Below are 25,328 nucleotides of genomic sequence, written 5' to 3'. Positions count from 1 at the left end.
TTCAGCCTGCCATCGCGAGACGATTACGTCCTTGCCGCTTAGCGACATATAGAGCGATATCGGCGCGGCGCATGAGGCTGCCGGCGGATTCCGCCGGCAGCAGCGTTGAGCCGCCCAGGCTGATTGTCAGTTCCATAGTTTGATCCAGACCTGGGTGCATCAGCGCTTGAGCTGCCCGACGCAAGCGTTCCCCCATCAAACCTGCCGCATCACGACCCGTGTTGGACAGCACGATCAGAAACTCTTCGCCGCCATAGCGAAATATCTGGTCGACGTTTCTCAACTCGCTTTTGATCGCCTGGGCGATGGATTTGAGCACATCGTCACCGGTGGCGTGGCCGTAGGTGTCGTTGACGCGCTTGAAATGATCGATATCCAGCATCAGCACTGACAACGGTTGGGCGTTGCGTCGCGCGAGTTCTATTTCGCGGGCCAGAGTCTGGTCCATGGCGACACGGTTGCCAGTCTCGGTCAGCGGGTCGCGCAACGCACTTTGCATGGCGGCCCGGTAGAGCAGCGCGTTGCGCAGCGGGAACAGTATGCAGGTCATGAGGGATTCCAGCGCCGCAAACTCCTCCTCGCTGAAGCGCACGCTACGCTCGAAGGTAAACAGTCCCAGAACTTCGCCTTCATTGCTCAGGTTGTAACTGACGCTGTGTGGAGCGCGTTCGCCCATCTGCATGTAAAGGTCACTTTCAGCGTATTCGTAGTTGAGCCCGTCAAGCGGGACCAGACGTTGAACACCCCGAAAGAACATCCCCAGGATTCGCTCCGCTTCCAGGCTGGTTTGCAATTGCTGGCCGAGCTGCTGCACCAGCTGCGTCAAGCCAACTGTCGGCTGGGCGTTGTTCTGAACCTGTCTTTGATGCATGCCCAATCGTTTCAATTTGGCTGCATCGAAATTAATAGCTTTAGGTGGATTAGGAGAAATCATGGCGTCATTCCTCAGCGCATATTGCTGGATTGGCTGAGTCAGAGCGAAAGTCGTGCCAGTCTTGAAAATTAAATAGAACGCTTTAAATACAAGGGTTTGGGCGGGGGCTGAAGCCGATATGCGGTCTTGCGTGACATAACCTTGACTTGCGGGACCCGTCAGTCACCCGCCGACGACGGTTTTCCGTCGCGGCGGGTGCAGGGCGATATTACTGAGCGTTGAGGGCCTGGCCGTTGACGTCGCTGCTGTCCGGGCCCATCAGGTACAGATAGACCGGCATGATCTCTTCCGGAGTCGGATTGTTCTCCGGGTTTTCTGCCGGGTAAGCCTGGGCGCGCATGCTGGTCCGTGTGGCGCCCGGGTTGATGCTGTTGGAGCGTACCGAGGCCACGGTGTCGAGTTCGTCAGCGAGGGTTTGCATCAGGCCTTCCGTTGCAAACTTCGAAACCCCGTAAGCGCCCCAATACGCACGGCCCTTGCGGCCAACGCTGCTGGAGGTGAAAACCACCGAGGCATCCCTGGACAGCTTGAGCAGCGGCAGTAGCGTGCTGGTCAGCATGAACATCGCATTGACGTTGATGTGCATGACCCGCATGAAGTTCTCCCCGGACAACTGCTCCAGAGGCGTGCGCGGACCGATGATCGAGGCGTTATGCAACAAGCCGTCGAGGTGGCCGAATTCTTTTTCGATCATGGCTGCCAGCTCATCGTATTGATGGGGCAGGGCAGTTTCCAGATCGAAAGGGATGACCGCTGGCTTGGCATGACCCGCGGCTTCGATTTCGTCATACACCTGAGTCAGATTGGCTTCGGTGCGACCCAGCAACAAGACGGTCGCGCCATGGGCCGCGTAGGTTTTCGCCGCCGCAGCACCAATGCCGCGTCCAGCACCCGTGACCAGAATGACCCGGCCAGTGAGCAGGTCGGGGCGAGGGGAGTAATCGAACATGGGTTACCTCGGGTGAATATGATCCGGAGTGACAGCTGACTCTTTTGGGCGCGATGTCGTGGGACCGGCTTTAGCCGGGAAGAGGCCTGTACAGTCACTGAAAATCAGTTGTCAGAAATACCGCCTTCCCGGCTAAAGCCGGTCCCACGTCTGTTTGCGCACACATATGGAGTCTCCCACAGGTCAGCGCTTTGCATGCAGTTCTGAAGTGACTTCAGCAGCTACACAGCGCGTTATCCAGCACCTTGCGCAGTTCCAGCGGGTGATCCACTACCACGTCGGCACCCCAATGATCAGGGTTGTCGTCAGGGTGGATGTAGCCATAGCGCACCGCTGCGGTTTTGGTGCCCGCGTCGCGGCCGGATTCGATGTCTCGCAGATCGTCGCCGACAAACAGCACGCTCGCCGGGTCCAGATCAAGCATCTTGCAGGCCAGGGTCAGCGGCTCTGGATCGGGTTTGCTGCGCGTTACGTGATCCGGGCAGATCAGCAAGGCCGAGCGTTGCGAAAGCCCCAACTGGTCCATGATCGGCTGCGCAAAGCGTACGGGTTTGTTGGTGACAACCCCCCAGATCAGATTGGCCTTTTCGATATCGGCCAACAACTCCGCCATACCATCGAACAGCTTGCTGTGTACGGCGCAGTCACGCTGGTAGCGTTCGAGGAACTCAAGGCGCAGCGCCTCGAATCCTTCGGCGTCCGGGGACATGGCAAAAGTCGCAGCAACCATCGCCTTGGCACCGCCGGAAACCTCATCGCGAATCAACTTGTCCGGCACTGCAGGCAAGCCGCGTTCGGCAAGCATGGCCTGGCAAATGGCGATGAAATCCGGAGCGGTATCGAGCAGGGTACCGTCCATGTCGAATAGAACTGCTCTCAAGCGCATGGTTTATGCCTCCCGGAGCGTCTGGATCATGTAGTTGACGTCAACGTCCGAAGCCAGTTTGTAGTGCTTGGTCAGCGGGTTGTAAGTCAAACCGATGATGTCCTTGACCTGAAGGCCAGCGGCACGGCTCCAGGCACCCAGCTCGGAAGGGCGGATGAATTTCTTGAAGTCGTGAGTGCCGCGCGGCAGCAGGCCCATGATGTATTCCGCGCCGACGATGGCAAACAGAAAAGCCTTCGGGTTGCGGTTGATGGTCGAGAAAAACACCTGGCCGCCGGGCTTGACCATGCGGTAGCAGGCGCGAATCACCGACGATGGGTCGGGTACGTGCTCAAGCATTTCCAGGCAGGTCACGACGTCGAACTGCCCGGGCATTTCTTCGGCCAGGTCTTCGGCAGTGATCTGCCGGTATTCAACCTGCACGCCCGATTCCAGCTGGTGCAACTGGGCGACCGCCAGTGGCGCTTCACCCATGTCGATACCGGTTACGGTTGCGCCGCGCAGTGCCATGGCTTCGGAGAGAATCCCGCCGCCGCAACCGACGTCCAGAACCTTCTTGCCCGCCAGATTGACGCGCTCGTCGATCCAGTTGACCCGCAACGGGTTGATGTCGTGCAACGGCTTGAATTCGCTGTTGCGATCCCACCAGCGATGGGCCAATGCCTCGAATTTGGCGATTTCTGCGTGATCGACGTTGCTCATGGGATGTCCTCTTGAACTCAAAATACGTGCAGCGGGCTGGCTGATGAGCAACCAGCCCGTTCTTTATTCGGTGCGCCCGGAAATACGCTTGCCCCAGGCTTTGGCGGTGTCGCACAACGCCTGTTCATCCATACGGGTCAGGCGGCGATCGTCGAGCAATTGCTTGCCTGCTACCCAGACGTGGCTGACGCAGTCGCGGCCAGTGGCGTATATAAGCTGTGACACCGGATCATAAATCGGTTGCCGGGCCAGCCCGGACAGGTCGAAAGCGACCATGTCGGCAGCCTTGCCGATCTCCAGCGAGCCGACTTCGTTCTGAATACCCAGCGCCCGTGCGCCATTCAGGGTAGCCATGCGTAACGCGCGATGAGCATCCAGTGCGGCAGCCGAGCCTGCCACGGCCTTGGCCAGCAGCGCAGCGGTGCGGGTCTCGCCCAGCAGATCCAGATCGTTGTTGCTGGCTGCACCATCAGTGCCTACTGCTACATTGACGCCAGCCTGCCACAGTCGTTCGACCGGACAGAAACCGCTGGCCAGTTTCAGGTTCGATTCCGGGCAATGAATCACGCTGGTGTTGCTTTCTACCAGCAACTCCAGATCTTCATCGTTTATCTGCGTCATGTGCACGGCTTGAAAGCGCGGACCGAGCATGCCCAAACGGTTCAGGCGCGCCAGCGGGCGCTCACCTGAATGGTCTACAGCCTGCTCCACTTCGAAGGCAGTCTCGTGAACATGCATCTGGATCATCGCGTCCAGCTCGTCGGCAATAACCCGGATTTTTTCCAGATTCTCATCGCCAACGGTGTACGGTGCATGAGGACCGAACGCGATTTTAATGCGCGGGTGATGGACCAGGTCATTGAACAGCTGCACGCCCATGTGCAGGGCTTCGTCGGTATCCCGTGCCCCAGGGATCGGAAAATCCAGAATCGGCACGGTGATCTGTGCGCGAATTCCACTGTTGTGCACGCGGTCCGCTGCCACTGAGGGGTAGAAGTACATGTCCGAGAAACAGGTAATGCCGCCTTTGAGCTGCTCGGCAATGGCCAGGTCCGTGCCGTCGCGAATGAAATCCTCATTCACCCATTTGCTTTCTGCGGGCCAGATATGGTCGTGCAGCCAGGTCATCAGCGGCAGATCGTCGGCCAGGCCACGGAACAAGGTCATGGCCGCATGTCCGTGGGCGTTGATCAGTCCCGGGCTGAGCAGCATTTCAGGCAGTTCAAGGGTTTGCAGAGCGGTTTGCTTCAAGGCCTCGGCGCGTGGGCCGATGTAAACGATGCAGCCATCGCGAATGCCCAGGCCATGATCCTTGAGTACCACGCCAGCGGGTTCGACCGGCACCAGCCAGGCGGGCAGGAGCAGGAGGTCGAGCGGGGCAGCGGCGTTAGGCATGACTGGGCTTCCGGGGCTTATTATGGGGACGGCGCAGTATACCCGAGCGTCTTCGCCGACGGCTCGCTATAATCGGCAGCTTTTGATGTCCGGTTTGGGTTTTTTGAGTATGGAGTGTGCAATGCGCGATCGATTGTTGGCTGCTGAGAAGGTGAAAGCCATCGATTGGCGGGATGACGCTCTGTATCTGCTGGATCAGCGCATCTTGCCTTTCGAGGAAACCTGGCTCGCTTATCAAAACGCGGCGGGGGTGGCCGAGGCCATTCGCTCCATGGTTGTCCGTGGCGCTCCGGCTATTGGCATCACTGCGGCTTATGGCGTTGTCCTGGGTGCTCGCGCCCGTATCGCCGCCGGTGGTGACTGGAAGGCGGCCCTGGAAGAAGATTTCAAAGTGCTGGCAGACTCGCGCCCCACGGCCGTGAATCTGTTCTGGGCGCTGAACCGGATGCGCGAACGTCTGCAGCGTATCAAGAAAGGCGATGACCCTCTCGTCGTGCTGGAAGCTGAAGCGGTGTCCATCCACCTCAGTGATCGCGAAGCCAACCTGACCATGGCGCAACTGGGTGCCGACCTTATCCGCAAGAATCAGGGCAACCTGCAGGCGGTTCTGACCCACTGCAACACGGGGGCCCTTGCTACCGGTGGTTTCGGTACCGCGCTGGGCGTTATCCGTGCGGCGCATCTGGAAGGGATGATCGAACGTGTCTACGCCGATGAAACCCGTCCATGGTTGCAGGGCTCACGGCTGACCGCCTGGGAGCTGGCCAACGAAGGTATCCCCGTGACCCTCAATGCCGATTCGGCAGCCGCGCATTTGATGCGCACCAAAGGCATTACCTGGGTGATCGTGGGGGCCGACCGCATCACCGCCAATGGCGATGTGGCCAACAAGATCGGTACTTACCATCTGGCCGTCGCCGCCATGCACCACGGCGTGCGCTTCATGGTGGTCGCGCCCAGCTCGACGATTGATATGGACATGGCCAGCGGTGACGAAATCGTCATCGAAGAGCGCGACGGTCGTGAGCTGCTGGAAGTGGGCGGTCAACGGGTGGGGGCGGATGTCGAGGCATTCAATCCGGTGTTCGACGTCACTCCGGCCGATCTGATTGACGTGATCGTCACTGAAAAGGGCATTGTCGAGCGCCCGGACACCGCAAAAATGACTCAATTGATGTGTCGCAAACGCTTGCACTGATCCCTTTGAAGACGAGCGGAAGTTTGGCCGCAAGGGCGCTAAGCGGGCCTGTAAGCGCTTCTCAGCGGTCTTGCGACAGACAAGCTCGTTTTCAGGGCTTTCAAAGGATAGGTGCTTAGCGGCGATTGTGGTAACATCCGGCGGTTTCCAGGGGCGCACGCAGTAGTCGTCCCTACTGCGCAGATCCAGTGCATAACTCGTTGATTTGTCGTAAGTCGTTGCCAGGCAAACGTGCCGGTAACGGCGAGCTTCGTTCCTCCCGGATGGATGTTCGAAGTTTCACCAGAAAAAGGAATCGAGCTTCTCATGGGCGAACTGGCCAAAGAAATCCTCCCGGTCAATATCGAAGACGAGCTGAAGCAGTCCTACCTCGACTACGCAATGAGCGTAATCGTCGGGCGGGCACTGCCCGATGCACGTGATGGCTTGAAGCCCGTGCACCGGCGTGTACTGTTCGCGATGAGTGAACTGGGTAACGACTGGAACAAGCCGTACAAGAAATCCGCCCGTGTGGTCGGTGACGTTATCGGTAAGTATCACCCGCACGGCGACACTGCCGTGTACGACACCATCGTTCGCATGGCCCAGCCTTTCTCGCTGCGCTATCTGCTGGTAGACGGTCAGGGCAACTTCGGTTCGGTCGACGGCGATAACGCTGCGGCCATGCGATACACCGAAGTGCGCATGACCAAGCTGGCTCACGAGCTGTTGGCCGACCTGCATAAAGAAACCGTGGACTGGGTGCCGAACTACGACGGCACCGAAATGATCCCGGCGGTCATGCCGACCCGTATTCCCAATCTGTTGGTCAACGGTTCCAGCGGTATCGCCGTGGGCATGGCGACCAACATCCCGCCGCACAACCTCGGTGAAGTCATCGACGGTTGCCTGGCGCTGATCGACAACCCGGAAATCTCCATTGATGAGCTGATGCAGTTCATCCCGGGCCCTGACTTCCCGACTGCCGCGATCATCAACGGTCGTGCCGGTATCGTCGAAGCCTACCGCACCGGTCGCGGTCGCATTTATATGCGTGCCCGTTCGATGGTTGAAGACATCGACAAGGTCGGTGGCCGTCAGCAGATCGTCATCACCGAGCTGCCGTATCAATTGAACAAGGCTCGTCTGATCGAAAAGATCGCCGAGCTGGTTAAAGAGAAGAAGCTGGAAGGCATCACCGAACTGCGCGACGAGTCCGACAAGGACGGTATGCGCGTCGTGATCGAACTGCGTCGCGGCGAAGTGCCTGAGGTTATCCTCAACAACCTCTATGCCCAGACCCAGCTGCAAAGCGTTTTCGGCATCAACATCGTTGCACTGATCGATGGCCGTCCGCGCATCCTGAACCTCAAGGATCTGCTCGAAGCCTTCGTTCGTCACCGTCGCGAAGTGGTCACCCGTCGTACCGTCTTCGAACTGCGTAAAGCCCGCGAGCGTGGTCATTTGCTCGAAGGTCAGGCAGTGGCGCTGTCGAACATCGATCCGGTTATCGCCCTGATCAAAGCCTCGCCAACACCTGCGGAAGCCAAGGTCGGATTGATTTCGACGCCTTGGGAATCCAGCGCAGTCGTGGAAATGGTCGAGCGCGCCGGTGCGGATTCATGCCGTCCGGAAAACCTTGATCCGCAGTACGGTCTGCGTGACGGCAAGTATTTCCTGTCACCTGAGCAGGCTCAGGCCATTCTCGAATTGCGTCTGCACCGCCTGACCGGTCTTGAGCACGAAAAACTGCTCACCGAGTATCAGGAAATCCTCAGCCAGATCGGCGAACTGTTGCGCATCCTCAACAGCGCCGTGCGTCTGATGGAAGTGATCCGCGAAGAGCTGGAACTGATCCGCGTCGAATACGGCGATGTGCGTCGTACTGAAATTCTCGATGCGCGTCTGGACCTGACACTGGGCGACATGATTCCTGAAGAGGAACGCGTCGTAACGATTTCCCACGGCGGTTATGCCAAGACTCAGCCTCTGGCGGTCTATCAGGCTCAGCGTCGCGGCGGTAAAGGTAAGTCGGCCACCGGCATCAAGGATGAGGACTACATTGCTCACCTGCTGGTCGCCAATAGCCATACCACATTGCTGATGTTCTCCAGCAAGGGCAAGGTTTACTGGCTCAAGACCTACGAGATCCCGGAAGCGTCCCGCGCTGCCCGTGGCCGTCCGCTGGTCAACCTGCTGCCGCTGAGCGACGGCGAGTACATCACCACCATGTTGCCGGTCGACCTGGAAGCCATGCGCAAGCGGGCTGACGAGGAAGAAGAGGCTGGCATCGAAGGCGAACTCGACGAAGCAGAAAACAGCAACGAGACCGAAGAAGAGCGCAAAGCGCGCATAAAGGCTGCAGACAAGAAGAAGGCCCCGTTCATCTTCATGTCCACCGCCAACGGTACCGTGAAGAAAACCCCGCTGGTGGCCTTCAGCCGTCAGCGTAGCGTGGGTCTCATCGCCCTTGAGCTGGACGAAGGCGACATCCTGATCTCCGCAGCCATCACTGACGGCGAGCAGGAAATCATGCTGTTCTCCGACGGCGGCAAGGTAACACGCTTCAAGGAATCCGACGTTCGTGCCATGGGCCGTACTGCCCGCGGTGTGCGCGGCATGCGTCTGCCAGAAGGGCAGAAGCTGATTTCGATGCTGATCCCGGAAGAAGGCAGCCAGATCCTCACCGCTTCCGAGCGTGGTTATGGCAAGCGTACGGCGATTTCCGAGTTCCCGGAGTACAAGCGTGGCGGTCAGGGCGTTATCGCCATGGTCAGCAACGAGCGTAACGGCCGACTGGTTGGCGCGGTACAGGTACTCGACGGTGAAGAAATCATGCTGATTTCCGATCAGGGCACCCTGGTTCGTACCCGCGTCAGTGAAGTGTCCAGCCTGGGTCGTAACACCCAGGGCGTGACGCTGATCAAACTGGCCAGCGACGAAAAACTGGTTGGCCTGGAGCGTGTACAGGAGCCTTCGGAAGTCGAAGGCGAAGAGCTGGTGATCGGTGAAGACGGCGAAATCATTGAAGGCGAAGCGCTGAGCATCGCTGACGAGGATACCTCCGCCGATGAGCTGCAAGCCGACGCTGCTTCTGACGACGAAGAACCGCAGGAGTAACGCGTAACCTGTAGGAGCCAACTTGTTGGCGAGGCGGTGTGTCATTCAAGCCCCTCTCGCGAACAAGTTCGCTCCTACCGAGATCAGTTAAATTCAGACAACCCTGCGTTGTTTGACAGAAGTAGCCAAAGGCTGCGAACGGTTCTGAACTGTGTCGCGGCCTTTGCCATCTTCGACTCCAGATGACCCAAGCCTGAGAAAATCAGAGCGTAGTGAGAGTGGATATGAGCAAGCGAGCCTTTAACTTCTGCGCAGGTCCTGCTGCGCTTCCTGAAGCTGTTCTGCTGCGTGCCCAGGCGGAACTTCTGGACTGGCATGGCAAAGGCCTGTCCGTCATGGAAATGAGCCATCGCAGTGATGAGTTCACGTCCATCGCCAACAAGGCCGAGCAGGATCTGCGTGACCTGCTGACCATCCCCTCGAACTACAAAGTGTTGTTTCTGCAAGGCGGCGCAAGCCAGCAGTTCGCCCAGATTCCTCTGAATTTGCTGCCTGAAAACGGCTCTGCCGACTATATCGATACCGGTATCTGGTCGCAGAAAGCCATTGAAGAAGCTTCGCGTTATGGTCACGTCAATGTGGCTGCCAGCGCCAAGCCTTACGATTACTTCGCCATTCCGGGCCAGAACGAGTGGACGCTGTCCGAAGACGCTGCCTACGTTCATTACGCCCCGAATGAAACCATTGGCGGTCTGGAATTCGACTGGATTCCTGAGACCGGTGATGTACCGCTGGTGGCGGACATGTCTTCGGACATCCTGTCCCGTCCGGTGGACGTCTCGCGCTTTGGCATGATCTACGCGGGCGCCCAGAAAAACATCGGCCCAAGCGGTATCGTCGTCGTGATCATCCGCGAAGACTTGCTGGGTCGCGCCCGTTCGCTGTGCCCGACCATGCTCAACTACAAGGTCGCGGCCGATAACAGCTCGATGTACAACACGCCGCCGACCCTGGCTTGGTACCTGTCCGGTCTGGTCTTCGAGTGGCTGAAAGAGCAGGGCGGTGTTGAAGCCATCGGCAAGCTCAATGAAGTCAAAAAGCGCACGCTTTACGACTTCATCGATGCCAGCGGCCTGTACAGCAACCCGATCAACAAGTCTGACCGCTCGTGGATGAACGTGCCGTTCCGCCTTGCTGATGATCGTCTGGACAAGCCATTTCTGGCGGGCGCTGATGCGCGCGGGTTGCTCAATCTCAAAGGTCACCGTTCGGTCGGTGGCATGCGTGCCTCTATCTATAATGCCGTGGACATCAACGCGATCAACGCGCTGGTGGCGTACATGGCAGAGTTCGAGAAGGAACACGGCTAATGTCCGAGCAAGAACTCAAGGCGCTGCGCGTCCGCATCGACAGTCTGGACGAAAAAGTCCTGGAGTTGATCAGCGAGCGTGCACGCTGCGCCCAGGAAGTAGCACGGGTAAAAATGGCCAATCTGGCTGAAGGCGAAGTGCCGGTTTTCTACCGTCCCGAGCGTGAAGCCCAGGTGCTCAAGCGGGTTATGGAGCGCAATCGTGGTCCATTGAGCAACGAAGAGATGGCGCGTCTGTTTCGCGAAATCATGTCTTCGTGCCTGGCGCTGGAGCAGCCGCTGAAGGTCGCTTACCTCGGCCCTGAAGGGACTTTCACTCAGGCTGCTGCCATCAAGCACTTTGGTAACGCAGTTATCAGTCTGCCGATGGCCGCGATTGATGAAGTGTTCCGTGAAGTGGCGGCCGGTGCTGTGAACTTTGGCGTCGTGCCGGTGGAAAACTCCACCGAAGGCGCGGTCAATCACACGCTGGACAGCTTCCTTGAGCATGACATGGTGATCTGTGGCGAAGTTGAGCTGCGTATTCACCATCATCTGTTGATCGGTGAAAACACCAAGACTGAAAGCATCAGCCGCATCTACTCCCACGCTCAGTCGCTGGCTCAGTGCCGCAAGTGGCTGGATGCGCATTACCCGAATGTCGAGCGGATCGCCGTTGCGAGCAACGCCGAAGCTGCCAAGCGGGTGAAAGGTGAGTGGAACTCCGCAGCGATTGCCGGTGATATGAGTGCAAACTTGTACGGTTTGACGCGCATCGCGGAAAAAATCGAAGACCGTCCGGACAACTCCACCCGGTTCCTGATCATCGGCAGTCAGGAAGTGCCGCCAACTGGCGACGACAAGACTTCAATCATCGTATCCATGAGCAACAAGCCGGGCGCTCTGCATGAATTGCTGGTGCCATTCCATGAGAACGGCCTGGATCTGACCCGCATCGAGACTCGCCCGTCGCGCAGCGGTAAATGGACCTACGTGTTCTTTATCGACTTCGTTGGCCACCATCGCGACCCATTGGTCAAAGCGGTGTTGGAGCGGATCAGTCAGGAAGCGGTGGCGCTCAAGGTGCTGGGTTCTTACCCGAAAGCGGTTCTCTGAGGATTGAGCTGATACCTATATAAGCTCACGAGCAGCGCGAGGCAGCGATAGCGGTTACGTCATCGCTGGCCTCGTAACCTCGGTGAGCTCCTACAGGATTTGGGTCAACTCAGAGGATTGCATTTTGTTAACAGCAGCGGCCCTGTATCTCTGACACTGCGTTGTCGCGCGGCGGACAATGGACCTGTAGGAGCGCACGAGCACCGCGAGGCCGCGATAGCGGTGTATCAGACAGGTCGCCATCGCTGCCTCGCGGTGCTCGTGAGCTCCTACAGATGATTGTTCCAATTCAGTAGATTGCATTTTGTTGATAAGAGGTTAGCGACACATGACTGGCGACTTCCTCGCACTGGCTCAGCCGGGTGTGCAAAAACTTTCGCCTTATGTTCCGGGTAAGCCTGTGAACGAGTTGGCGCGTGAGTTGGGCATCGATCCCGCAAAGATCATCAAGCTGGCGAGCAACGAAAACCCGTTGGGTCCCAGCCCCAAAGCGCTGGCTGCGATTCGCGAAGAGTTGGCCGAGCTGACGCGCTATCCGGATGGCAATGGCTTCGAGCTGAAAAAGCGCCTTGCAGAACGTTGTGGTGTGCAGATCGATCAAGTGACGCTGGGCAATGGCTCCAACGACATTCTTGAGTTGGTCGCCCGGGCGTACCTGGCACCCGGCCTGAATGCGGTATTCAGCGAATTCGCTTTCGCGGTTTATCCGATTGTTACCCAGGCTATCGGCGCGACAGCCCGCGTCACGCCAGCCAGGGAATGGGGGCATGATCTGCCTGCAATGCTGGCGGCAATTGATGCCGACACCCGCGTGGTGTTCATCGCCAACCCGAACAACCCGACCGGGACATGGTTCGGGCCGGATGCATTGAGCCGCTTTCTTGCCGCTGTCCCTGAACATGTGCTGGTAGTGCTGGACGAAGCCTATATCGAATACGCCCAGGGCGGCGATTTGCCCGATGGCCTCGATTATCTGGCTGAGTACCCGAACCTGCTGGTGTCGCGTACCTTCTCCAAGGCCTACGGTCTCGCGTCATTGCGCGTGGGTTACGGCTTGTCGTCTCCGGCTGTGGCAGACGTGCTGAACCGCGTTCGTCAGCCGTTCAACGTCAACAGTCTTGCCTTGGCCGCCGCATGCGCGGCGCTGGATGACGCTGAATACCTGACTAAAAGTCGCCAGTTGAATGAAGTCGGCATGGAGCAGCTTGAGGGTGGCTTGCGCTTGCTAGGTCTGAGCTGGATTCCCTCCAAAGGCAATTTCATTGCGGTAGACCTGGGGCGTGACAGCGGTCCGGTTTATCAAGGTTTGCTGCGCGAGGGGGTGATTGTTCGCCCCGTCGCTGGCTACGGTATGCCCAATCATTTGCGTGTGAGTATCGGTTTGTTGGAAGAAAACACTCGTTTCCTTGAGGCATTGGCCAGGGTTCTGGCGCGTGATTGATGTCATCTCAGTGAAACCAAATCCACCTATGATTCGGCGCTTGGTGGTAGTCGGGCTTGGCCTGATTGGCGGGTCTTTTGCCAAAGGCATTCGTGAAAGCGGCTTGTGTGGCGAGGTGGTTGGCGTTGATCTCGATCCCCAGTCCCGCAAGCTGGCCGTTGAGCTGGGTGTCGTAGATCGCTGTGAAGCTGATCTGGCTGTGGCGTGCCGTGATGCTGATGTGATTCAGCTCGCTGTGCCGATTCTTGCGATGGAAAAAGTGCTGGCACTGCTGGCAACCTTCGACCTGGGCGATGCCGTGCTGACGGATGTCGGCAGTGCCAAAGGCAACGTAGTCAACGCTGCGCGCTTGGCTTTCGGCGGAATGCCTGCGCGATTTGTGCCGGGCCATCCGATTGCGGGCTCCGAACAGAGCGGCGTCGAAGCCTCCAATGCGCAGTTGTTCAAACGACACAAAGTAATCCTTACCCCATTGCCCGAGACTGATCCTGAAGCTCTGGCGGTGGTCGATCGACTCTGGTCCGAACTGGGTGCTGACGTGGAACACATGGAGGTCGAACGTCACGATGAGGTGCTGGCCGCAACCAGCCATTTGCCTCATCTATTGGCATTTGGCCTGGTGGACTCGTTGGCCAAGCGTAACGAAAATCTCGACATCTTCAGATACGCGGCCGGTGGCTTTCGCGATTTCACGCGTATTGCGGGCAGCGATCCGGTGATGTGGCACGACATCTTTCTGGCCAACCGTGAAGCTGTGCTGCGCACACTGGATACCTTTCGAACGGATCTGGATGCGCTGCGTGACGCGATGGTCGCGGGTGATGGTCATCAGCTGTTGGGTGTGTTCACTCGCGCGCGAATGGCCCGTGAGCACTTCGGTAAGATCCTTGCCCAGCGTGCCTACGTAGAGCCCGTGGAAGCTGAGGACCTGGTATTTCTCGCCAGTCCTGGCGGTAGCGTTACGGGTCGCGTTCGCGTGCCGGGCGACAAATCCATCTCCCATCGCTCCATCATGCTCGGCTCGTTGGCCGAGGGCATCACGGAAGTTGAAGGCTTCCTTGAGGGTGAGGACGCGCTGGCGACGCTGCAAGCGTTCCGTGACATGGGCGTCGTGATCGAAGGCCCGCATCATGGTCGCCTGACGATTCACGGTGTCGGGCTGCACGGGCTCAAATCTGCGCCTGGACCGATTTATCTGGGCAACTCCGGTACGTCCATGCGCTTGCTGGCAGGATTGCTGGCTGCGCAGAGTTTCGACAGCACATTGACCGGCGATGCTTCGCTTTCCCGACGCCCAATGGGCCGAGTGGCTGAGCCGTTGCGGGCAATGGGCGCAGTGATTGAAACTGCCGCCGAGGGACGTCCGCCTTTGAAGATCAAGGGTGGGCGAACGCTCAACGGCATGAACTACGAAATGCCAGTTGCCAGCGCACAGGTCAAATCGTCGCTGTTGTTGGCCGGCCTTTACGCGCAGGGCACTACGACCGTGATCGAGCCCGCTCCGACCCGGGACCACACCGAGCGTATGCTGCGTGGCTTCGGTCATCCGGTATCGGTTGATGGGGCGAAGGTTTCGGTGACGTCTGATTCTGGATTGAAGGCTGCGCGCATTGAAGTACCTGCCGACATTTCGTCTGCTGCATTCTTTATGGTGGCTGCGTCTATTGCCGAAGGCTCTGACCTGGTGCTCGAACATGTCGGCATCAATCCCACGCGCACAGGTGTCATCGACATCCTGCGCCTGATGGGGGCGGACATCACGCTGGATAATCAGCGCGAGGCGGGTGGCGAGCCTGTGGCTGACGTGCGGGTACGCTCGGCGTCACTCAAAGGTATCGAGATCCCGGAAGCGTTGGTGCCGCTGGCCATCGACGAGTTCCCGGTTATCTTCGTGGCCGCCGCCTGTGCGCAGGGGCGTACGGTGTTGCGGGGCGCTCAAGAGTTACGCGTCAAGGAGTCGGATCGTATTCAAGCCATGGCCGACGGTCTGTTAAAGCTGGGCGTCAGTGTCGAGCCTACGCCGGACGGCATTATCATTGACGGCGGTCAGATAGGTGGTGGTGTGGTTGATGCCCAGGGCGATCATCGTATTGCCATGGCTTTCAGTGTTGCGGCGCTGCGTGCACAGGCGCCGATTCAGATCCATGATTGTGCGAACGTCGCTACGTCGTTCCCAAATTTTCTCGCGCTTAGCGCTCAAGTCGGCATGCGTGTAGCGCAAGAGGGGCAGTTGTGAAAATTCAAGCACCGGTAATTACCATTGATGGACCTAGCGGTTCCGGGAAGGGCACAGTTGCAGGGCTGCTGGCTAAACGCCTCGGCTGGAGCCTGCTCGATTCCGGCGCGCTGTATCGCTTGCTGGCGTTCGCCGCCCGCAACCACGGCGTGGACCTGACCAACGAAGAGGCCTTGAAGTTGCTGGCTGCGCATCTGGATGTGCAGTTCGTAAGCGGAACGGCAGGGCAGGAGCAGCGGATCATTCTGGAAGGTGAGGACGTCACTCACTCCATTCGCAATGAGCAGGTCGGCAGCGGCGCTTCGCAGGTGGCTTCATTGCCTGCGGTGCGTGATGCATTGCTGCAACGCCAACGTGCTTTTCAGGAGGAGCCAGGCCTTGTGGCAGACGGTCGCGACATGGGAACCGTCGTGTTTCCGGACGCTCCGCTGAAGATTTTCCTGACCGCCAGCGCCGAGGAACGTGCCCGTCGACGTTACTTGCAGTTGAAGGCCAAGGGGGATGATGTTAGTCTGTCGAGTCTGCTAGATGAGATAAGTGCACGCGACGAGCGTGACACCCAGCGAGCGGTAGCCCCGCTCAAGCCAGCGCATGACGCTATTCAGCTGGATTCCACCGAATTGTCCATCGAGCAGGTGCTGGAACGCATTCTGAGTGAAATCGCGCTTCGCGATATTGCCGGGTGACAAAGAAGCATGTGGGAGACCAGAAATAGTCCCGCAGGCTTTCTTTTACTTGAACGTAACCCACGTTGTCTGGAACGTGGCAGATGGGCGTATCCTTCGCCCTTGATCAACAGGAATTAAAATGAGCGAAAGCTTTGCAGAACTTTTTGAAGAAAGCCTAAAGACCCTCAACCTTCAGGCCGGTTCGATCATCACCGCTATCATCGTTGATATCGATTACCAGGCAGGCTGGGTGACGGTTCACGCCGGTCTGAAATCTGAAGGCCTGATCCCGCTGGAACAGTTCCACAACGACGCTGGCGATCTGACCATCAAGATCGGCGACGAAGTTCACGTTGCTCTGGACGCGGTAGAAGACGGCTTTGGCGAAACCAAGCTGTCCCGCGAAAAAGCCAAGCGTGCCGAGTGCTGGATTGTTCTGGAAGCGGCTTTCGCAGCTGAAGAAGTGGTCAAGGGCGTTATCAACGGTAAGGTTAAAGGCGGCTTCACTGTCGACGTTAACGGCATCCGTGCGTTCCTGCCTGGTTCTTTGGTCGACGTCCGCCCAGTGCGCGACACGACTCACCTGGAAGGCAAAGAGCTCGAGTTCAAGGTCATCAAGCTGGACCAGAAGCGCAACAACGTTGTTGTTTCGCGTCGCAGCGTGCTGGAAGCCGAGAACAGTGCCGAGCGCGAAGCTCTGCTCGAGTCCCTGCAGGAAGGTCAACAAGTCAAAGGTATCGTCAAGAACCTCACCGATTACGGCGCATTCGTCGATCTGGGTGGCGTCGATGGCCTGCTGCACATCACCGACATGGCCTGGAAGCGCATCAAGCATCCATCGGAAATCGTCAATGTTGGCGATGAGATCGATGTAAAAGTGCTGAAGTACGATCGCGAGCGCAATCGTGTTTCCCTGGGTCTGAAGCAACTGGGCGAAGACCCATGGGTTGCTATCAAGGCTCGTTACCCGGAAAGCACTCGCGTAACTGCGCGTGTTACCAACCTGACCGACTACGGCTGCTTCGCAGAGCTGGAAGAAGGCGTGGAAGGCCTGGTACACGTTTCCGAAATGGACTGGACCAACAAGAACATCCACCCTTCGAAAGTCGTACAAGTCGGCGACGAAGTGGAAGTTATGGTTCTGGACATCGACGAAGAGCGTCGTCGTATTTCCCTCGGCATCAAGCAGTGCAAATCTAACCCATGGGAAGATTTCTCTGGCCAGTTCAACAAGGGCGATAAAATCTCCGGCACCATCAAGTCGATCACCGATTTCGGTATCTTCATTGGTCTGGACGGCGGCATCGACGGCCTGGTTCACCTGTCCGACATCTCCTGGAACGAAGTGGGCGAAGAAGCCGTACGTCGCTTCAAGAAGGGCGACGAGCTCGACACCGTGATCCTGTCTGTTGATCCAGAGCGTGAGCGTATCTCGCTGGGTATCAAGCAGCTGGAAAGCGATCCGTTCTCCGAGTACGTCACTGTCAATGACAAAGGCGCAATCGTTCGCGGTATCGTTAAAGAAGTTGACGCCAAGGGCGCCATCATCACTTTGGCCGACGACATCGAAGCTTCCCTGAAAGCCTCCGAAATCAGCCGTGACCGCGTTGAAGACGCGCGTAACGTTCTGAAAGAAGGCGAAGAGATCGAAGCCAAGATCATCAGCGTTGACCGCAAGAGCCGCGTGATCAGCTTGTCCATCAAGTCGAAAGACGTTGAAGACGAGAAAGAAGCGATCCAAAGCCTGCGTAGCAAGCCTGAGACCGCAGAAAACACTGGTCCTACCACTCTTGGTGACCTGTTGCGTGCTCAAATGGAAAAGCAGAACTAAGTTCTGGTTAACCATTAGAAAAAGGGCGACTTCGGTCGCCCTTTTTTGTGGGCGCGATTTGAGGGGGTACAGGCTCCAGCACCGATGCTGTCGATGTTTCCCACAAGCTGACCAACGACGTGGGACCGGCTTTAGCAGGGAAAGCGTTATTTTTGACGACCCGTTCTTATCGACCGCAACGGCCTCTTCCCGGCTAAAGCCAGTCCCACGACTTCACACCAATATCCGGGATTGCGCAGGCCTGCGGGGAATTCGATGTTTCCCCGCAAGCTGACCAACGACGTGGGACCGGCTTTAGCCGGGAAGGCGTTATTTCTGACGACCCATTCATGTTGAATGTAATGGACTGCTCTCGGCTAAGCCCGGTCCTGCGGAATAGAGCAGTCTATGCGTGTAAGGCTTGCCCGCAATGACTGCGCTTCGTTTCAGGGAGTACTGGTTCGATCAATAATGCTTCAAGGCAAATATCCTCAAGACCCTTGTACTGGCCGCATCACTTGTATTCCGCGGCCTGGCGCTCGGCGGCTAATACCCCTCAGTTGTGACCAACTCACATAAGTCAATACTCGGGCTGTTCAAATTCATCTGGTCATGCTAAAACCTTCGGAGCGCTTATCTAGCTGCTTGAAAAAGAAGGGAAAAATATGACGAAGTCGGAGTTGATCGAACGAATTGTCACCCATCAAGGGCTGCTCTCATCCAAAGATGTAGAGTTGGCTATCAAGACCATGCTTGAGCAAATGTCCCAGTGCCTGGCGACAGGTGATCGCATTGAGATACGGGGCTTTGGCAGCTTCTCCCTGCATTACCGTGCTCCACGAGTTGGGCGTAACCCCAAGACCGGTCAGTCGGTCAGCCTTGACGGCAAGTTCGTGCCGCATTTCAAGCCGGGTAAAGAGCTGCGTGATCGCGTAAACGAAGACGAAGAAGAGGGCCTCCTGGCCTCCCGATAGGAGTAACAGATGCGGATGTTCACACGAGTAATTGCGGCCCTGGTCGCGCTGGCGCTTATCGTGTCGACGATCGTTTTTATTCTGGAGAACCAGCAGAAAGTCTCACTGGTCTTTTTGGGTTGGTCTTCGCCTGAGCTGTTTCTCGCGGTACCCGTCATTATTGCGCTGCTTGCGGGCATGCTGATCGGTCCCCTCCTGGGGTGGGTCGTCGTACTGCGTAAAAAGCGGAAACTGGACCGTCGCTCAATCTGATCCAAGGCTATCTGCAACCCTGTAGCTACTCTTGATCATCATCAACAAAGCTCTTCAGCGCTGAATCTACGAACGTCGTACTCAGCTGGAAGCTTTGTTCATTCCGTTTATTCCTGCTGACACTGCTCGTAGTCCTCCCCATCAAGTTTTGTGGGAGTTGTTACCTAGTGCCGTCGGAAAAATCCACTGCTTACAGTCGCCCAAGCTCTAAAGCCCGCATTTGCGAGGTAATGGCCTCGCGCTGCAGGCTGCTGGGGAGATTTTCACGCCAAACCGTTACCCATTTGCGCCCTTGCAAAGGACTCTCAGCGCGGCAGAATGCGGCCGTTTAATCGGTTGGGATTCGACATTACACGCCGGAACGCATGTATTTCGAGTTCGAGCATTAGCTGCGTTTGAGTCAGAGGGTATTCATGAGTTATCCAAAAGTTGTCCATCATGGCGGCGTCCAGAGTGTGACGGGTTCGTGTCATCAGGTGAACTTTGACGAGCATCACAGCATGCTGGTTGACTGTGGTTTGCGTCTGGAATCTTCGGAGGTCGCCGGGCCGGGGCGGGATGCGAAGATTGATTTCCCCATAGACACGATAAAAGCCTTGTTGCTGACTCATGTCCATGTGGATCACGTTGGGCGTATCCCTGATCTGCTGGCCGCGGGTTACACCGGTCCGATAATCTGCAGCGAGCCCTCGGCAAAAATGTTGCCGCTCACCCTTGAGGATGCCTGGAAGTATCAGTTTGCTCATGACAGCAAACAGATTGAGCGGTATCTGGCTATTGTCCAGAAGCGGACCATCGCGTTGCCCTTCAATACCTGGCATGTACTGACCGATACCCCGGAACTGGTTGTGAAGGTCAGGCTGCAGCGCGCGGGTCACATACTCGGCTCTGCTTATGTCGAGTGCGATGTTCAGTACCCTACCGAGTCGCGACAGAGGCGCATCGTATTCTCCGGCGATCTGGGCTCTCGCCTCAATCCTCTGTTAATCAGTCCTGAGCCACCCGAGCAGGCAGACCTGCTGGTTCTTGAAAGCACCTATGGTGATCGTCTGCACGAGGACCGCGGTAGCCGTCAGACGCGCCTGGAAAAGATCATCGACAAGGCGTTAGCTGATCACGGCACGATCCTTATTCCAGCGTTCAGCATCGGTCGCACCCAGGAGCTGCTGTTTGAGATAGAAGATATCCTGCGCCGCAAAGCACTGATCGAAGACCGCGATCCCGTGTTTGACGCCGTTGATGCTGATGGCCTGCCCATTGATTGGCCGCAGTTGCCCGTCATCCTCGATTCCCCGCTGGCCAGCCGGTTTACCAAGGTCTACCAGGACTTCAATGGCTACTGGAATACCGCAGCTCAAGAGCGCTTGAGTGAAGGCCGCAACCCTTTGGGGTTCAAGCAACTCATCACAGTCGATAGTCATGACAAGCACCAGATGGTGGTGAACTACCTGTCCAGCACAGGCAGACCGGCAATCGTCATCGCGGGCAGTGGAATGTGCTCAGGTGGGCGGATCGTCAACTACCTGAAGGCCATGCTGGGCGACCCTCGTCACAATGTCGTATTCGTCGGTTATCAGGCCAAAGGGACGCCCGGCGCCGCGATACAGAAATACGGACCGGTAGAGGGTTATGTAGAACTGGACAAGGAGCGATTCAAGATAAAGGCCGGCATCACCACGGTCGGTGGTTACTCGGCTCATGCTGATCAGACTGAGCTCGTCAGCTTTGTGACTGGAATGAAAGAGTGGCCTGAGCAAATAACCCTCGTTCACGGAGACGCAAACGCGAAAAAGACGTTGGGTGATGTGCTGGAAAGGAAGTATTCGCTCATGAAGAAAACTATCAAAGTGCATGTTCCGCGCTAGTGGTAGTAGGGCGTGGACCCGGTCCATCTGCGTAATGCAGGTATGCATGTTTGACTTTACGAACCTTGCTCAAGGTTGCTGACTGGCCAGTCGAAAGGTATTCTGCCGCCCTAATTAGCGATCTGATCGTATTTTGAGCGCTTACGTTGAGTCTGCGACGTGCGTACTCGCGGCCGTTGGCTGCGAAACCTCATATCGACGTCAGAGATTTGTCCGGGCTTTATATACGCGGCTCGGGCATTTCAGGCATTTGGCACAGATACTGTTTTGAACTGGCCAACGTTCGTGTAATCACGCAGCGTTATTTCATGGATCGGATAGCACGCACGGGGCGAGGCTGTCGAACACTCAGGATACGGATTCGCGTGAAAATTCTAGTCACCGGCGGCGCTGGTTTTATAGGCTCAGCCGTTATTCGCCATATCATTTCCAACACCGCTGATTCCGTTATTAACGTTGATAAGCTCACTTACGCTGGCAATCTTGAGTCGTTGGCTGAAGTTGCTAATGACCCACGCTACACCTTCGAGCGCGTAGATATCTGTGATCGAATAGAGGTGGATCGTGTGCTCAATGAGCACCAGCCTGATGCAATCATGCACCTCGCAGCGGAATCTCATGTTGATCGTTCGATTTCGGGCCCTTCCGAATTCGTGCAGACCAACATCATCGGTACATACACGCTGCTGGAAGCTGCACGCCACTACTGGTTGAACATGGACGAGGGGCGCAAAGCGGACTTCCGCTTCCATCACATCTCTACTGATGAAGTTTACGGTGATCTTGAAGGGCCTGAAGAGCTCTTCACTGAAACCACGCCTTATCAGCCGAGCTCGCCGTATTCAGCTAGTAAGGCTAGCTCCGATCACCTGGTTCGGGCATGGAGCAGAACCTACGGTTTGCCGACATTGATAACCAACTGTTCGAACAACTACGGGCCATGTCATTTCCCGGAGAAACTGATCCCATTGGTCATTCTCAATGCACTCGAAGGGAAGCCGCTGCCTGTGTACGGTAAAGGCAATCAGGTGCGTGACTGGCTCTACGTCGAAGATCATGCGCGGGCGCTGTACAAGGTTGTGACGCAAGGCGTTGTTGGCGAGACTTACAACATAGGCGGGCACAACGAGAAGCAGAACCTGGAGGTCGTACATACCCTCTGTGCGCTCTTGGATGAGCTGTGCCCTGATTCGGCCTACCGCCCTCATGCGAGCCTCATTACCTACGTGCAGGATCGTCCTGGTCACGACCAACGCTATGCGATTGACGCCAGCAAGATCCAGCGTGAACTGGGATGGACTCCCGAGGAGACATTCGAGTCCGGCATCCGTAAAACGGTCGAATGGTATCTGGGCAACGCTGAGTGGGTAGCGCACGTGAAGAGCGGCAGCTACCAGCTATGGATCGATCAGAACTACGCGGAACGTTCCGCAAAGGCTTAATGCTATCCAACGCCGGAACGTTTGGCTTCTTGACTGCTCCTATACTCCACGCCGCGCCCTGATGGGCAGCAGCACCGCACTCCCTTCTGCCCTCTGATTTTAGAAGTTAATTATCCACTTCTGAATCACGGTCAGTTGTCATGGAAGCGTTGCCAGAGTAGCAGCGTGGGGTGATCCGAATTTTTAGGGAATCTACGATAATGACCACGATCAACCGTAAAGGCATCATCCTCGCTGGCGGTTCAGGCACGCGCCTGCATCCACTGACTTTAGGCGTATCCAAGCAGATGCTGCCTATCTACGATAAACCGATGATTTTTTATCCGTTGTCAGTGCTGATGCTGGCCGGCATGCGCGAAATCCTGATCATATCCACACCAGAGGATCTGCCGAGCTTTCGCAAGTTGCTGGGTGATGGCAGCCTTTACGGCATTAAGCTCACGTACGCGGAGCAGCCCACGCCAGATGGCCTGGCCCAGGCATTTATCATCGGTGAAGAATTCATCGGCAACGATCCTTGCTGCCTGATTCTGGGCGACAACATTTTTTATGGTCAGCACTTCTCAGACAACCTGCGCGCCGCCAGCGAGCAAACCACAGGCGCCACTGTGTTCGGCTACCACGTAGCGGACCCTGAGCGTTTTGGTGTCGTTGAATTTGATTCGACCGGACGCGCACTGAGTATCGAAGAAAAGCCTGCCAATCCCAAGTCCAGCTACGCCGTGACCGGTTTGTATTTCTACGACAACACCGTTGTGGATATTGCTAAGAACATCAAGCCTTCCGAGCGTGGGGAGCTTGAAATTACTGACGTCAACCGTGCTTACCTTGAACAGAAAACCCTGACGGTACAGATGCTGGGCCGTGGTTTCGCTTGGCTGGATACCGGTACCCATGAGTCCTTGCTGGAGGCCAGTCATTTCGTGCATACCATCGAGCACCGTCAAGGGCTGAAAGTAGCATGCCTTGAAGAGATCGCTTTCCACGCAGGCTGGATCAGCGCTGATCAGCTCCGCGCTCAAGGTGAGAAGCTGAAGAAGACGGGTTATGGGCAGTATCTTCTGAAGGTATTAGAGGAAGATCGTCGTTAAGGCGCTGTGAGTATAGTCTCGCTGTTGTTCTGTGGTTGATTGCACATAATGGTACTCATATTCATTGATCGTGCGGTCCAGTACCATTGGTATGGATCGCAGTCCTTGGAGTTTTTGTTGGGACCTCATTTTCTAGCCCGGCTTCTATAGCAAAGCGACTAAATCACGCTGCTGGAAAAACAACCGTGCAGTCTCTCACTTTTACTCTCGCGTTTATTAATGAGATGCTCTGAAAAGCCCGATAGTATACGATGCTAATATTTTATTTCATGTGTTTTGACATTATGGCTGGCCAGTTTCCAGCGGTTCCGTCAGTCAGAGTGGTCAATGTGAGCCACTTCTTGTCCTTTGGTTGATAATGAGACCGCAAAAATGGGTAGTCCGCAATGCTAGCTGTAGGTACACCACATCCATTTAGAGTTATAAAACTATTGGGTGAAAAATCTACGCTAGTATCTTTCATCTCTGCTTTTATTATCTTCTTTTGTGCTCAACTGATATTAGATGCTCGCGATTTTAGAGGTGACGCAAGACTTTACTGGTCTCTGAGTGCCGATTTGCTGCAGTTTGACTATCCACAGACTATCAGGGGATATTTTTACCCCTTGGTGCTTGTGCCGTTCCGCTTCCTATTCGATTTTTCCGAATCAGTCGGGCTATTTTCGCTAAAGATTGGACAATCGGTCGCGTATGGATATTTATTTTCCATAGCTTTACCGAATTTGTATCATTCGGTCTTTGGAGGCACTTTATCTACGCTACGGCGAATAATCCCACCAATTTTGGTGGCTTTGATATTTCCCGGGCTTGTCTCCTATCCACTAAGTGATGCTCCCGCATTCGGGATGTTGGTGGCATCGGCCGTAATGGTTGTAAAGGCATTAGCTTCCCAATCGATCATGAGGTCGTTCTCATATATTCTGATAGCCGGGCTGCTTTCGTATTTTTCTTACAACACTCGAACTATATATATCTTCTCAGTCATCGCTTTAGCGCTGTTGGTTTTGGTGTTTTTTATAAGAGGCCCCCTGTATAAACTTATTGCTGTGTTCATATTTTTTGCAGGTGTGTCGCTGGGGTCTGCTCCTCAGATGGCAATAAACTACAAATACAGTAAGACGTTTTCCCCATTTGTTGAAACCGACCTCGGTGGTGGCTCTCTCTTCGTCCATCAGTTGGCTTGGGGCATGATAGTGGATAGGTACGAGACCTACATCGAGCCAGGAGCTGTGCGGGGTACTCCTGTGTTCTACGCAAATAAGGCTGGGGCAGAGATACTTCGGAATCATGGCGGTTTTGATTCTTTGTCGATTTCCCGATTTCTTGAAATGATGATTGAGCATCCATTGGTATTTTCTGGGATTTATGTCCGTCACATAGCATCAGGTCTCGATGCCCGAGATGGGGAAGTCTATACACAACGACCTTCTGCTGAAAAGTCTACGCGATCATTAATGTATTTATTTATTGTTATTTTTGGTCTTTCTCAGCTAGCGATTTCTTTTATATTCAAAGGTTATAATAACTTTGTGAGAAAGTTTTTATTTGGAATAGTCCTTCTGCTTCCCAGTGTGGCGATAATTCCAGGGGCTATTGAAACCAGATTTTTCTTTCCTGTATATTGTTTAGCTTATTGTGCCATCTCGTTAGAAAATATTGTTAGGTCAAAATTTCTTTTGCAAATGCTAGTCGTAGTGCTGTTTGTTATTCCTGTATATGCATTTGTCCAGCACTCGATCAAAAGTCCTATCTACCAGCGACCAGAATCCTATTTGATAGTACCCATCAACTCGCCCGAGTGAAAATGATTTAAAGTTGCGAGACTGAATGTTAGGGCCGGAAACGGCTCGGACGGCTCGTATAGAAGGCAGGGACACCGATAATCAGTAGACCAAAGCGTTTAGCATTCAAACGATTCATGGAAGTTGACTTGCTTAAATCTGAGAACTAAATTTTGCTTAGCGAATACTAAAAGTGGATGT

General features: G+C 55.9%; 19 protein-coding genes. 14 read left to right on the top strand and 5 right to left on the bottom strand.

The window, feature by feature from the left end; genetic code table 11:
- Position 1: 1 nt before the first annotated feature.
- The 5 genes from CKW31_RS12190 to CKW31_RS12170 form a co-directional block, all read right to left on the bottom strand.
- A complete protein-coding gene (locus tag CKW31_RS12190) occupies positions 2-934 on the bottom strand; it encodes a GGDEF domain-containing protein (RefSeq protein WP_095094852.1) in 933 nt (310 codons plus the stop codon).
- 208 nt (positions 935-1,142) lie between these two features.
- Positions 1,143-1,883, bottom strand: a complete 741-nt coding sequence (locus CKW31_RS12185; RefSeq protein WP_095094850.1) for a YciK family oxidoreductase — start codon at positions 1,881-1,883, stop codon at positions 1,143-1,145.
- Positions 1,884-2,097: 214 nt separating this feature from the next.
- The gene (gene mupP, locus CKW31_RS12180; protein ID WP_095094848.1) at positions 2,098-2,769 is read right to left on the bottom strand and encodes an N-acetylmuramic acid 6-phosphate phosphatase MupP; all 672 of its coding nucleotides are present in this window, start codon (positions 2,767-2,769) and stop codon (positions 2,098-2,100) included.
- 3 nt (positions 2,770-2,772) lie between these two features.
- The gene (gene ubiG, locus CKW31_RS12175) at positions 2,773-3,471 is read right to left on the bottom strand and encodes a bifunctional 2-polyprenyl-6-hydroxyphenol methylase/3-demethylubiquinol 3-O-methyltransferase UbiG (RefSeq protein WP_095094846.1); all 699 of its coding nucleotides are present in this window, start codon (positions 3,469-3,471) and stop codon (positions 2,773-2,775) included.
- 63 nt (positions 3,472-3,534) lie between these two features.
- A complete protein-coding gene (locus CKW31_RS12170; RefSeq protein WP_095094844.1) occupies positions 3,535-4,866 on the bottom strand; it encodes a TRZ/ATZ family hydrolase in 1,332 nt (443 codons plus the stop codon).
- Between the two features lie 121 nt (positions 4,867-4,987).
- Here CKW31_RS12170 and mtnA point away from each other — a divergent pair, with 121 nt between their 5' ends.
- From mtnA to CKW31_RS12100, 14 genes are all read left to right on the top strand, one after another.
- Positions 4,988-6,064 carry an S-methyl-5-thioribose-1-phosphate isomerase gene (gene mtnA, locus CKW31_RS12165; RefSeq protein ID WP_095094842.1) on the top strand — a complete coding sequence of 359 codons (1,077 nt, stop codon included), beginning with the start codon at positions 4,988-4,990 and terminating at the stop codon, positions 6,062-6,064.
- Between the two features lie 306 nt (positions 6,065-6,370).
- Complete coding sequence (gene gyrA / locus CKW31_RS12160) at positions 6,371-9,163, top strand: DNA gyrase subunit A (RefSeq protein WP_095094840.1); 2,793 nt, start codon at positions 6,371-6,373, stop codon at positions 9,161-9,163.
- 224 nt (positions 9,164-9,387) lie between these two features.
- A complete protein-coding gene (serC, locus tag CKW31_RS12155) occupies positions 9,388-10,473 on the top strand; it encodes a 3-phosphoserine/phosphohydroxythreonine transaminase (RefSeq protein ID WP_095094838.1) in 1,086 nt (361 codons plus the stop codon).
- On the top strand, positions 10,473-11,567 hold the full coding sequence (gene pheA / locus CKW31_RS12150) for a prephenate dehydratase (protein ID WP_027902853.1): 1,095 nt from the start codon (positions 10,473-10,475) through the stop codon (positions 11,565-11,567). Before serC ends, pheA begins: the two co-directional genes overlap by 1 nt.
- A 328-nt stretch (positions 11,568-11,895) precedes the next feature.
- A complete protein-coding gene (hisC, locus tag CKW31_RS12145; RefSeq protein ID WP_095094836.1) occupies positions 11,896-13,008 on the top strand; it encodes a histidinol-phosphate transaminase in 1,113 nt (370 codons plus the stop codon).
- 28 nt (positions 13,009-13,036) lie between these two features.
- Positions 13,037-15,244, top strand: a complete 2,208-nt coding sequence (locus CKW31_RS12140) for a bifunctional prephenate dehydrogenase/3-phosphoshikimate 1-carboxyvinyltransferase (RefSeq protein WP_095094834.1) — start codon at positions 13,037-13,039, stop codon at positions 15,242-15,244.
- Positions 15,241-15,930: a (d)CMP kinase gene (gene cmk, locus CKW31_RS12135; RefSeq protein ID WP_027902856.1), complete on the top strand. Its 690-nt coding sequence runs from the start codon at positions 15,241-15,243 to the stop codon at positions 15,928-15,930. The genes CKW31_RS12140 and cmk overlap by 4 nt, the downstream gene beginning before the upstream one ends.
- Before the next feature lie 121 nt (positions 15,931-16,051).
- The gene (gene rpsA, locus CKW31_RS12130) at positions 16,052-17,743 is read left to right on the top strand and encodes a 30S ribosomal protein S1 (protein ID WP_027902857.1); all 1,692 of its coding nucleotides are present in this window, start codon (positions 16,052-16,054) and stop codon (positions 17,741-17,743) included.
- 644 nt (positions 17,744-18,387) lie between these two features.
- Positions 18,388-18,696 (top strand): integration host factor subunit beta, encoded by a 309-nt coding sequence (gene ihfB, locus CKW31_RS12125; protein WP_087270849.1) that lies wholly within the window; start codon positions 18,388-18,390, stop codon positions 18,694-18,696.
- 9 nt (positions 18,697-18,705) lie between these two features.
- The gene (locus CKW31_RS12120; RefSeq protein ID WP_095094832.1) at positions 18,706-18,948 is read left to right on the top strand and encodes a lipopolysaccharide assembly protein LapA domain-containing protein; all 243 of its coding nucleotides are present in this window, start codon (positions 18,706-18,708) and stop codon (positions 18,946-18,948) included.
- A gap of 413 nt (positions 18,949-19,361) precedes the next feature.
- Entirely contained in the window at positions 19,362-20,813 is a 1,452-nt protein-coding gene (locus CKW31_RS12115) for an MBL fold metallo-hydrolase (RefSeq protein WP_095094830.1), read from the top strand.
- 365 nt (positions 20,814-21,178) lie between these two features.
- Entirely contained in the window at positions 21,179-22,255 is a 1,077-nt protein-coding gene (rfbB, locus tag CKW31_RS12110; protein ID WP_095094828.1) for a dTDP-glucose 4,6-dehydratase, read from the top strand.
- A gap of 200 nt (positions 22,256-22,455) precedes the next feature.
- Positions 22,456-23,346, top strand: coding sequence for a glucose-1-phosphate thymidylyltransferase RfbA (rfbA, locus tag CKW31_RS12105; RefSeq protein WP_095094826.1), 891 nt, complete (start codon positions 22,456-22,458; stop codon positions 23,344-23,346).
- A 386-nt stretch (positions 23,347-23,732) separates the two neighbouring features.
- On the top strand, positions 23,733-25,148 hold the full coding sequence (locus tag CKW31_RS12100) for a hypothetical protein (RefSeq protein ID WP_218192150.1): 1,416 nt from the start codon (positions 23,733-23,735) through the stop codon (positions 25,146-25,148).
- The last annotated feature ends 180 nt before the right edge of the window (positions 25,149-25,328 follow it).

This window comes from Pseudomonas sp. Irchel 3A5 (assembly GCF_900187575.1).
GTDB classification, from domain to species: domain Bacteria; phylum Pseudomonadota; class Gammaproteobacteria; order Pseudomonadales; family Pseudomonadaceae; genus Aquipseudomonas; species Aquipseudomonas folii.
This window is presented reverse-complemented; position numbering and strand designations above follow the sequence as displayed.

Excerpts from the sequence above, each read along its gene's own strand:
- serC (WP_095094838.1), top strand. The coding sequence starts at position 9,388 with ATGAGCAAGCGAGCCTTTAACTTCTGCGCAGGTCCTGCTGCGCTTCCT.
- rpsA (WP_027902857.1), top strand. The coding sequence starts at position 16,052 with ATGAGCGAAAGCTTTGCAGAACTTTTTGAAGAAAGCCTAAAGACCCTC.
- gyrA (WP_095094840.1), top strand. The coding sequence starts at position 6,371 with ATGGGCGAACTGGCCAAAGAAATCCTCCCGGTCAATATCGAAGACGAG.
- ihfB (WP_087270849.1), top strand. The coding sequence starts at position 18,388 with ATGACGAAGTCGGAGTTGATCGAACGAATTGTCACCCATCAAGGGCTG.
- CKW31_RS12115 (WP_095094830.1), top strand. The coding sequence starts at position 19,362 with ATGAGTTATCCAAAAGTTGTCCATCATGGCGGCGTCCAGAGTGTGACG.
- mupP (WP_095094848.1), bottom strand. The coding sequence starts at position 2,769 with ATGCGCTTGAGAGCAGTTCTATTCGACATGGACGGTACCCTGCTCGAT.
- ubiG (WP_095094846.1), bottom strand. The coding sequence starts at position 3,471 with ATGAGCAACGTCGATCACGCAGAAATCGCCAAATTCGAGGCATTGGCC.
- CKW31_RS12100 (WP_218192150.1), top strand. The coding sequence starts at position 23,733 with ATGCTAGCTGTAGGTACACCACATCCATTTAGAGTTATAAAACTATTG.
- CKW31_RS12185 (WP_095094850.1), bottom strand. The coding sequence starts at position 1,883 with ATGTTCGATTACTCCCCTCGCCCCGACCTGCTCACTGGCCGGGTCATT.
- mtnA (WP_095094842.1), top strand. The coding sequence starts at position 4,988 with ATGCGCGATCGATTGTTGGCTGCTGAGAAGGTGAAAGCCATCGATTGG.
- CKW31_RS12170 (WP_095094844.1), bottom strand. The coding sequence starts at position 4,866 with ATGCCTAACGCCGCTGCCCCGCTCGACCTCCTGCTCCTGCCCGCCTGG.
- CKW31_RS12120 (WP_095094832.1), top strand. The coding sequence starts at position 18,706 with ATGCGGATGTTCACACGAGTAATTGCGGCCCTGGTCGCGCTGGCGCTT.
- rfbA (WP_095094826.1), top strand. The coding sequence starts at position 22,456 with ATGACCACGATCAACCGTAAAGGCATCATCCTCGCTGGCGGTTCAGGC.
- CKW31_RS12140 (WP_095094834.1), top strand. The coding sequence starts at position 13,037 with ATGATTCGGCGCTTGGTGGTAGTCGGGCTTGGCCTGATTGGCGGGTCT.
- CKW31_RS12190 (WP_095094852.1), bottom strand. The coding sequence starts at position 934 with ATGATTTCTCCTAATCCACCTAAAGCTATTAATTTCGATGCAGCCAAA.
- hisC (WP_095094836.1), top strand. The coding sequence starts at position 11,896 with ATGACTGGCGACTTCCTCGCACTGGCTCAGCCGGGTGTGCAAAAACTT.
- pheA (WP_027902853.1), top strand. The coding sequence starts at position 10,473 with ATGTCCGAGCAAGAACTCAAGGCGCTGCGCGTCCGCATCGACAGTCTG.